Raw genomic sequence first — 7584 nt, forward strand, 5'->3', positions numbered from 1 at the left:
CCACGTCCGTAGACACTGGAACCTAAATCCAGCGCGTCTGCCAATTCCGCCACGGGCGCGTCACCCGGGGGTACCGGGCGAGATGAGTTTACCGTGTGGTCAGCGGTACCGTGGAGGCGTGTCCGACACCCTTGGCTCCCACGCGACCGGAAGTGCCACGGCTTCCGGCGACCCGGCGCGGACCAGGGTCAAGCACCGCCCGGCGTGGATCGCGTTCGTCGTCCTGGGGGCGATCTTCTGCATGGGCATGGGGCTGTGGCAGCTCGCCCGCTACCAGGAGGCCACCGGGACCGCGCAGAACCTCGGGTACACGTTCATGTGGCCGTTCCTCGCCGGGTTCCTCGTCTACGCGTACCTGAAGTACGTGCGCATGGAGGCCGACGAGGGTGACCGGATCGCCGCCGCGGACGGCGTCGACGGTGGGCACCGCGCGGGGGGCGACGCGGAAGACGGCGGCGGCGACGACGACGGCGACGACGACGAGGTCGGTCGGCCCTCCGGAGTCACTGCGATCACCAGGAAGAACCGAATCGGCCGGCGCCGCGGCCCCGTCATGACGGAGATCCCCTCGGACCTGCTGCCGACGCGTCGACCCGCCCGTGACGAAGCGGTCCGGGACGAGGGCCTGGACGCCTACAACTCTTATCTCGCCGAACTCGCCCGGAAAGACCGGGCCGACGGCACCCATCAGGAGAAGCCTGCTTCATGACCGCCGCAGCCACCCAGCAGACCGACAACCGCAAGCCCGATCCGGGGGGCAGGATCGCCGGCGCGCTCAAGCGCTATCGGGTCCTGGCCTGGATCACCGGCGTGTGGTTGCTCGTGCTCACCGTGGAGATGATCTACAAGTACCTGATCTTGGAGAACTCGTCCGACGCCCCGGACTGGTTCACCTACATCGGTCAGGCCCACGGTGTGTTCTACATCCTGTACCTCTTCATGACGCTCGACCTGGCGATCAAGGCCCGCTGGCCCGCGTCTCGGACCCTGCTCACCGCGCTGGCGGGGACGATCCCGTTCCTGTCGTTCTGGTTCGAGCACAAGCGGACCCGCGACGTGCGCACCGAGTACGCGGTCTGACCCACCCCCCGTCATCGACAAGGACGTTCCGCACCCTCGCCTCTCGGGCGACGTGTGCGGAACGTCCTTCTCGTCGGGGTGCTGTCAGCCGGGGTGCTGTCAGCCGCGGTGCTGTCAGGCCGCGGTGCTGTCAGCCGCGCTCGGCGAGCACGCGCAGGGCCGGAACGAGAGCGCGCAGGGCACGGCCGCGGTGTGAGTCCGCGTCCTTCTCCTGCGGGCTGAGCTCAGCTGCCGCACGATCCGACCCTTCGGGCAGGAACAGCGGGTCGTACCCGAACCCGCCCTCCCCGCGCGACTCCCGCAGCACGCGCCCCGGCCAGCGACCCTCCTCGACGACCTCGCCGGGCACGCCCGGTCCGACCAGCGCGCACGCCGAGACGAACGCCGCCCCCCGGCGTTCGTCCGGGACGTCGGACAACTGCGCGAGCAGGAGTTCGTTGTTGGCGGCGTCGTCGCCGTGCCGTCCGGACCAGCGCGCCGAGAGCACCCCGGGCATCCCGTTCAGGGCGTCCACCGCCAGTCCCGAGTCGTCCGCCAGGCACGGCAGGCCGGTCGCCAGCGCACCGGACCGGGCTTTGATCAGCGCGTTGTCCGCAAAGGTGGCGCCGTCCTCGGGCTCCACCGGGTACTCCGGCACCTCGTCCAGTCCCACCGGCTCGATGCCGACGATCCCCGCCGACTCCAGCACCCGGCGCAGCTCGGCCAGCTTCTTGGCATTACGGCTCGCGACCACCAGGCGAACGGTCACGACTACCGCCCCCGGTTCCGTGCGGCCGGCGGCGAGGGCAACTCGCCCGGGTACGGCGCCGCGAGGGCTTCGCGCTGTATCTCGAAAAGTCGCTCGCAGCCGGCCTGCGCCGAGTCGAGCATCGCGTCCAGCAGGTCGCGGCCGAACGCCGCGCCCTCGGCGGTCCCCTGGACCTCGATGAGCTTGCCTCCGTCGGTGCACACCACGTTCATGTCCACCTCGGCCCGCGAATCCTCCTCATAGGGCAGGTCGCACAGGACGCGGCCGTCGACGACGCCGACGCTCACCGCGGCGACCGCCCCGGTGAGCGGGTTCCCGGTGACCGCGCCCTTAGCCTGCAGCCACGTGATCGCGTCCGCCAGGGCCACGTACGCGCCGGTGATCGCCGCGGTCCGTGTCCCGCCGTCGGCCTGCAGGACGTCGCAATCCAGGGCGATGGTGTTCTCCCCCAGCGCGGACAGGTCGATGCAGGCCCGCAGGGAGCGGCCCACCAGGCGGCTGATCTCGTGGGTGCGTCCGCCCACCTTGCCGCGGACCGACTCCCGGCCCGAGCGCTCGTGGGTCGCGGCCGGCAGCATCGCGTACTCCGCCGTCAGCCACCCCAGGCCCGAACCCTTGCGCCACCGCGGCACGCCCTCGGTGACGCTGGCCGTACACATGACGCGGGTCTGCCCGAAGGTGACGAGGACCGACCCAGCCGGGTGCGAGGTGAATCCCCGCGTGATGGTCACGTCACGCAGGTCGGCGTCGCCGCGTCCGTCTGCTCTGCTGATGCTCGATGAGGTCACGACCGCCGATCCTAGCCGCCGGACGCCCACGCCTGAGGTGCAGGCGGCGTGGGAGGGGCCGTAGCGGGGAGGGACGGGGCCGGGAGGGGTCGGGTGGTGCCGGCCCGCCACCTAGACGGTGATCCGCAGATCCGGCTCCGCCAGCAGGATCTCCCCGCCGAACTCGGCGGCCGCCTCCGCGCGGACCGCCTCGCGGTCCACCCACGGCGGGATGTGGGTCAGCACGAGACGACCCACGCCGGCGCGGTGAGCGGTCAGGCCCGCCTCCGCCCCCGACATGTGGATGCCCGGCGGGCGTCCCTCCTCGTGCGTCCAGGACGCCTCACAGAGCAGGACGTCCGCGCCGACCGCCAGCTCGACCAGGGCATCGCAATAGGCGGTGTCCCCGCTGTACGCCAGGACCCGGCCGCTACGGGAGGTCAGGCGCATTCCGTACGACTCCGGAGGATGCTCCACCCGGTCGGCCCGCACGCTCAGGGCCACCTCGTCGTCGTCGCCCCTCATCTCCACCTCGGGCGCGACGTCCCACGTGGCCACGTCGAACGTGTCCGACAGGTCGTCGACCGTCCCCGGCTCCTCCGCCGACGCCACCCCGATCCGGTAGGCCGTCCCGGACGGCCCGACCAGCGGCACGCGGCCCGCGCCCTTCGCACCTGGGCCGAAGCGCCGCAGGACCAACAGACTCGGGACATCCAGGCAGTGGTCGGCGTGGAGGTGGGACAGCAGGACTGTCGCGTCCTCGGGGGCCACGTGTCGTTGCAGCGCGCCGAGGACACCGGGCCCCATGTCGATCACCACGGGGGCGAGACCGTCGACCTCCACCAGATACCCGGACGCCGGCGAGGTGGGTCCACCGATACTTCCCGAGCACCCGAGGACAGTCAGAAACATGGGCACCATCGTGCCACGCCGCACCGCGTGTCGTGGTGTTCGCGGCTGTGCCCGCGAGGCGCGTCGGCGTCCATCAGTCCGACACCGCCCGCCCGACGGTCACCAGACCGGGGCCGAGGAACCGTGACGCCACCCGGCGGAAGGCGTCGGGATCACCGGTGACGAGGTACTCGTGGGTCGCCGGCTCGGCCGCGTCGTGTGGCCGCAACAAGTCCTGCGCGGTGAGTACCCGCAGCACGTCCTTGGCGGTCTCCTCAGCGCTCGAGACCAGCGTGACGTGGTCCCCCGCCGCCAGCTGCACCACACCGGACAGCAACGGGTAGTGGGTGCAGCCCAGCACCAGGGTGTCGACGTCGGCGTCGCGGATCGGGGCGAGATACGCCTCCGCCAACCCGAGCACCTGACGGCCACTGGTGATACCGCGCTCGACGAACTCGACGAACTTCGGACACGCCACCGACGTCAGCTCGATCCCGGCGGCCGCGGCCACCGCGTCGTCGTATGCCCGCGACGCCACCGTCGCGCGCGTGGCGATGACCCCGATCCGGCCCGACCGGGTGGTGGCCACCGCGCGCCGGGCCGCCGGCTGGATGACCTCCACGACCGGCACCGGGTAGCGCTCGCGGGCGTCGCGGAGCATCGCCGCCGACGCCGTGTTGCACGCGATCACCAACACCTTGACCCCGCGGTCGACGAGTTGGTCCGCCACCGCGAGGGCGTGCGCCCGGACCTCGGCCAGCGGCAACGGACCGTACGGCCCGTTGGCGGTGTCACCGACGTAGACCACCGACTCATCGGGTAACTGGTCCACGATCGCCCGGGCCACCGTCAGACCGCCGGCACCGGAGTCGAACACCCCGATGGGAGCCTGCGGGTCGGGGCGCGTCACCTCCGCGGTCCGGCGGACCACCGCGGCTGGGTGGCGAGCTGCTGCTGCGGTTTCCGGTCGCGCTTGAGGCCGTACGCCGACGCCACGCCGCCGATCGCGCCCCCGAGATGGCCCTGCCAGGACACTCCGTCCAGCATCGGCGACAGGCCCGCCAGCGCCTCGAGCCCGTAGTAGAAGCCGATGACCAGTCCGATCACCAGGTGCAGGATGCGCCGGGAGAAAAAGCCCCGGACGATGACGTAGAAGATGTAGCCGAACACGATCCCGGAGGCCCCGATGTGGACGGTCCCGGTGCCGCCGAGCAACCAGGACACCACTCCCGAGATCAGCCACGACACGAGGGTGACGGTGACCAGCGGCCGGATCCCGGACAGGGCGATGATCGACCCCAGCACGAGCAGGGCGATCGAGTTGCCGATCAGGTGCGCCCAGTCCCCGTGCAGCAACGGCTGGAACACGATGCCGAGCAGCCCGTCCGTCGCCAGGGGGCTGACACCGTAGCCGTCGAGCACCTGGGGCTCCCCGGTGACCCGCAGCAACACCTGGTCCGCCGCCTCGACCACCCACATCAGGGCGACGAACGACCACAGCAGGACCAGGGCCGGCCAGCGCCGCGGTCCCGGGTCTACCGGGCGGGTCGGGCCGGCGCCGGTACCCGGCCACGGCGAACGGGGGTCTCGGTTCACGATGTTCTCCTCATTGCCCGTCGTCTCACAGCCCGTCGTCTCACAGCCCGTCCAGGGCCGTGCACAGGGAGTCCTGCATGAAGGTCAGCCAGTGGTACACGTCCAACTGGGCGGACCGGGGGTCATCGTCGGGCACGTACTCGGGGATGTCGGTGGCGGCGGTCCCGTCGGACGAGCCCGCCTCCAACAGGACCGCGCCCAGCCCCAGTCGCACGTCGTTGAGGCAGCGCATCCAGGAATTTGCCTGCTCGAGGGTCAGCGACACCGTCCCGCCCCGCGACGGCAACGAACGCAACACCACGCCCGCGCAGCCGAGTTTCGCGTCGATGATCGCCGGCTCGTGGATCATCCGCATGCCCGAGTTGTGGGCCCGCGCGACGGCCGCACCGTCCGTGTCGGACCCGTCCGCACGGTCGGCCGCCTCGGGGCGGTGGAAGTCCGGCAACAACCGCGCCAGGGGCGCCTCGGCGGGCACCTGCGAGTGGCCACTGCGCATCCCCGTGATCTCGGCCAGCTCATCGCGTGGGGCGGAGTCCCGGCGCTGTTCGAGCATGTCCACGACGTTGGAGACCAGGGCGTGCAGGATCTGCACCTCGTGGTTCTCCATGACCGACTTGATGCGCGCCCCACCGAGGGACGCCTTGCGCTGCCACGCCTTCACCGCCTCACGCCTCCCGCTGCATCGTGGCCCATAGTCCGGCCTCCTGCAGCTTGCGGACGTCGTTCTCGACCTTGTCGCGGCTGCCGGACGACACGACCGCCCGACCGTCGTTGTGGACCTTGAGCATCAGGTCATGCGCCTTCTCCCTGCTGTAGCCGAACACCCGCTGGAACACGTACGTCACGTAACTCATCAGGTTCACCGGGTCGTCCCAGACCACGGTGAGCCAGGGGCTGTCCACCCCACCGTCGAGGTCCGCGTCCGTGGACTCCACGGGCGCGGCCGACGGCATCGCCATCACCGGGGCGGTGCTCCGGACGGCCGCAAGCGGTGTCGTCACAGGGTGCATGGAACCCAGGATACGGATTCCCGCCGGGTAGGCCACGCCGTAGAGTCGCCCCCGTGACCCCGCCGACTCCCTCCCATGTCACGCCCCCCACCGGGCGACCGTCCACCGCCCTGCTCACGGACAAGTACGAGCTCACCATGATCCGGGCGGCCCTGGCGGACGGCACCGCCGACCGGCCGTGTGTGTTCGAGGTCTTCGCCCGACGCCTGCCCTCCGGCCGTCGGTACGGGGTGGTCGGCGGCACCGGTCGGCTCCTCGAACGCGTGGCGGACTTCCGGTTCGACGACGAGGAGATCGAGGCGCTGTCGGATTCGCTCGACGAGCGGACCACCGACTGGCTCCGCGACTTCCGCTTCACGGGTGACGTCGACGGCTACGCGGAGGGCGAACTGTTCTTCCCCGGCTCGCCCGTGCTGAGCATCCGGGGCGGGTTCGCGGAGTGCGTCGTACTCGAGACCCTGGTCCTGTCCGTGCTCAACCACGACAGCGCGATCGCCTCCGCCGCCGCGCGGATGACCTCCGCGGCGTACGGCCGCCCCATCATCGAGATGGGGTCCCGCCGCACACACGAGGAGGCGGCGGTCGCCGCGGCCCGGGCCGCCTACCTCACCGGGTTCGCCTCCACCTCCAACGTGGAGGCGACGCGTCGGCACGGGGTGCCGTCCGCCGGGACGTCCGCCCACTCGTTCACCCTGCTGCACACCGGCCCGGAGGGTCCGGACGAGGCGGCCGCCTTCCGCTCGCAGGTGAAGACCCTCGGTGTGGACACCACCCTCCTGGTGGACACCTACGACATCGCGAAGGGCGTGGCGACGGCGATCGAGGTCGCCGGGCCCGGACTCGGCGGCGTCCGCATCGACTCCGGGGACCTGGGGGTGCTCGCCCGCCAGGTCCGCGGTCAGCTGGACGCCCTCGGCGCCCGCGACACCCGGATCGTGGTCTCCGGGGACCTCGACGAGTACGCGATCGCCGCTCTGCGCGCGGAGCCGGTCGACGTGTACGGCGTCGGCACCCGGCTCGTGACCGGCTCGGGCGCCCCGACCGCCGGCATGGTCTACAAACTCGTCGAGGTCGACGGGATCCCCGTGGCCAAGCGCTCCGCCCAGAAGGAGTCCCTGCCCGGCGCCAAGCGGGCGGTCCGCCACCACCGCCGCTCGGGCACCGCCGTCGAGGAGGTGCTGCTGCCGTGGTCCGGGGACGCCCCCGGGGAGCCCGGTCTCGAGACGCGCGATCTCATGGTCCCGCTGATCCGGGGCGGCGAGACCGTACCCGGGCTTCCGACCCTCGAACGGTCACGCGCCCACCACGCCGCCGTGATGGTGTCCCTGCCGTGGGAGGGGCTCGCGCTGAGTCAGGGCGACCCCGCCATCCCCGTGAGGGTCATCCCCCCGGCCACCCGCTGAGCGGAGCAATCGGTCGACCGCCGACGCACCCGGGTGGGCCCCGAGCCGGCCGGGCCTGCCCCCGAGCCGCCCGGGTCTGCCCCCGAGCC

Annotated in this window: 10 protein-coding genes; 3 read left to right on the top strand and 7 right to left on the bottom strand. The window is 71.7% G+C overall.

What is annotated here, in order from left to right:
• Positions 1 to 118: 118 nt before the first annotated feature.
• A complete protein-coding gene (locus G6024_RS11270) occupies positions 119 to 709 on the top strand; it encodes a hypothetical protein (protein WP_159148730.1) in 591 nt (196 codons plus the stop codon).
• Complete coding sequence (locus G6024_RS11275; protein WP_120286374.1) at positions 706 to 1080, top strand: DUF3817 domain-containing protein; 375 nt, start codon at positions 706 to 708, stop codon at positions 1078 to 1080. Before G6024_RS11270 ends, G6024_RS11275 begins: the two co-directional genes overlap by 4 nt.
• A gap of 130 nt (positions 1081 to 1210) precedes the next feature.
• Here the strand turns inward: G6024_RS11275 and G6024_RS11280 are convergent, their stop codons facing one another.
• The 7 genes from G6024_RS11280 to clpS form a co-directional block, all read right to left on the bottom strand.
• Positions 1211 to 1828, bottom strand: a complete 618-nt coding sequence (locus G6024_RS11280) for a non-canonical purine NTP pyrophosphatase (RefSeq protein WP_159148731.1) — start codon at positions 1826 to 1828, stop codon at positions 1211 to 1213.
• Between the two features lie 2 nt (positions 1829 to 1830).
• The gene (rph, locus tag G6024_RS11285) at positions 1831 to 2616 is read right to left on the bottom strand and encodes a ribonuclease PH (RefSeq protein WP_132062084.1); all 786 of its coding nucleotides are present in this window, start codon (positions 2614 to 2616) and stop codon (positions 1831 to 1833) included.
• Between the two features lie 111 nt (positions 2617 to 2727).
• A complete protein-coding gene (locus G6024_RS11290; protein ID WP_154830506.1) occupies positions 2728 to 3507 on the bottom strand; it encodes an MBL fold metallo-hydrolase in 780 nt (259 codons plus the stop codon).
• 73 nt (positions 3508 to 3580) lie between these two features.
• Positions 3581 to 4396, bottom strand: coding sequence for a glutamate racemase (murI, locus tag G6024_RS11295; RefSeq protein WP_132062088.1), 816 nt, complete (start codon positions 4394 to 4396; stop codon positions 3581 to 3583).
• Positions 4393 to 5082, bottom strand: coding sequence for a rhomboid family intramembrane serine protease (locus G6024_RS11300; RefSeq protein ID WP_159148732.1), 690 nt, complete (start codon positions 5080 to 5082; stop codon positions 4393 to 4395). Before G6024_RS11300 ends, murI begins: the two co-directional genes overlap by 4 nt.
• A gap of 40 nt (positions 5083 to 5122) precedes the next feature.
• Complete coding sequence (locus G6024_RS11305) at positions 5123 to 5743, bottom strand: DUF2017 domain-containing protein (RefSeq protein WP_067719968.1); 621 nt, start codon at positions 5741 to 5743, stop codon at positions 5123 to 5125.
• A gap of 4 nt (positions 5744 to 5747) precedes the next feature.
• Entirely contained in the window at positions 5748 to 6092 is a 345-nt protein-coding gene (gene clpS, locus G6024_RS11310) for an ATP-dependent Clp protease adapter ClpS (protein WP_096907308.1), read from the bottom strand.
• A 53-nt stretch (positions 6093 to 6145) separates the two neighbouring features.
• Here clpS and G6024_RS11315 point away from each other — a divergent pair, with 53 nt between their 5' ends.
• A complete protein-coding gene (locus G6024_RS11315) occupies positions 6146 to 7495 on the top strand; it encodes a nicotinate phosphoribosyltransferase (protein WP_227022096.1) in 1350 nt (449 codons plus the stop codon).
• The last annotated feature ends 89 nt before the right edge of the window (positions 7496 to 7584 follow it).

It is taken from the genome of Dietzia maris (genome assembly GCF_014144855.1).
Taxonomy (GTDB): domain Bacteria; phylum Actinomycetota; class Actinomycetes; order Mycobacteriales; family Mycobacteriaceae; genus Dietzia; species Dietzia kunjamensis.

What these genes read in the sequence shown, in the direction of transcription:
- G6024_RS11275 (WP_120286374.1), top strand. Translation starts at nt 706, where the DNA reads ATGACCGCCGCAGCCACCCAGCAGACCGACAACCGCAAGCCCGATCCG.
- G6024_RS11290 (WP_154830506.1), bottom strand. Translation starts at nt 3,507, where the DNA reads ATGTTTCTGACTGTCCTCGGGTGCTCGGGAAGTATCGGTGGACCCACC.
- clpS (WP_096907308.1), bottom strand. Translation starts at nt 6,092, where the DNA reads ATGCACCCTGTGACGACACCGCTTGCGGCCGTCCGGAGCACCGCCCCG.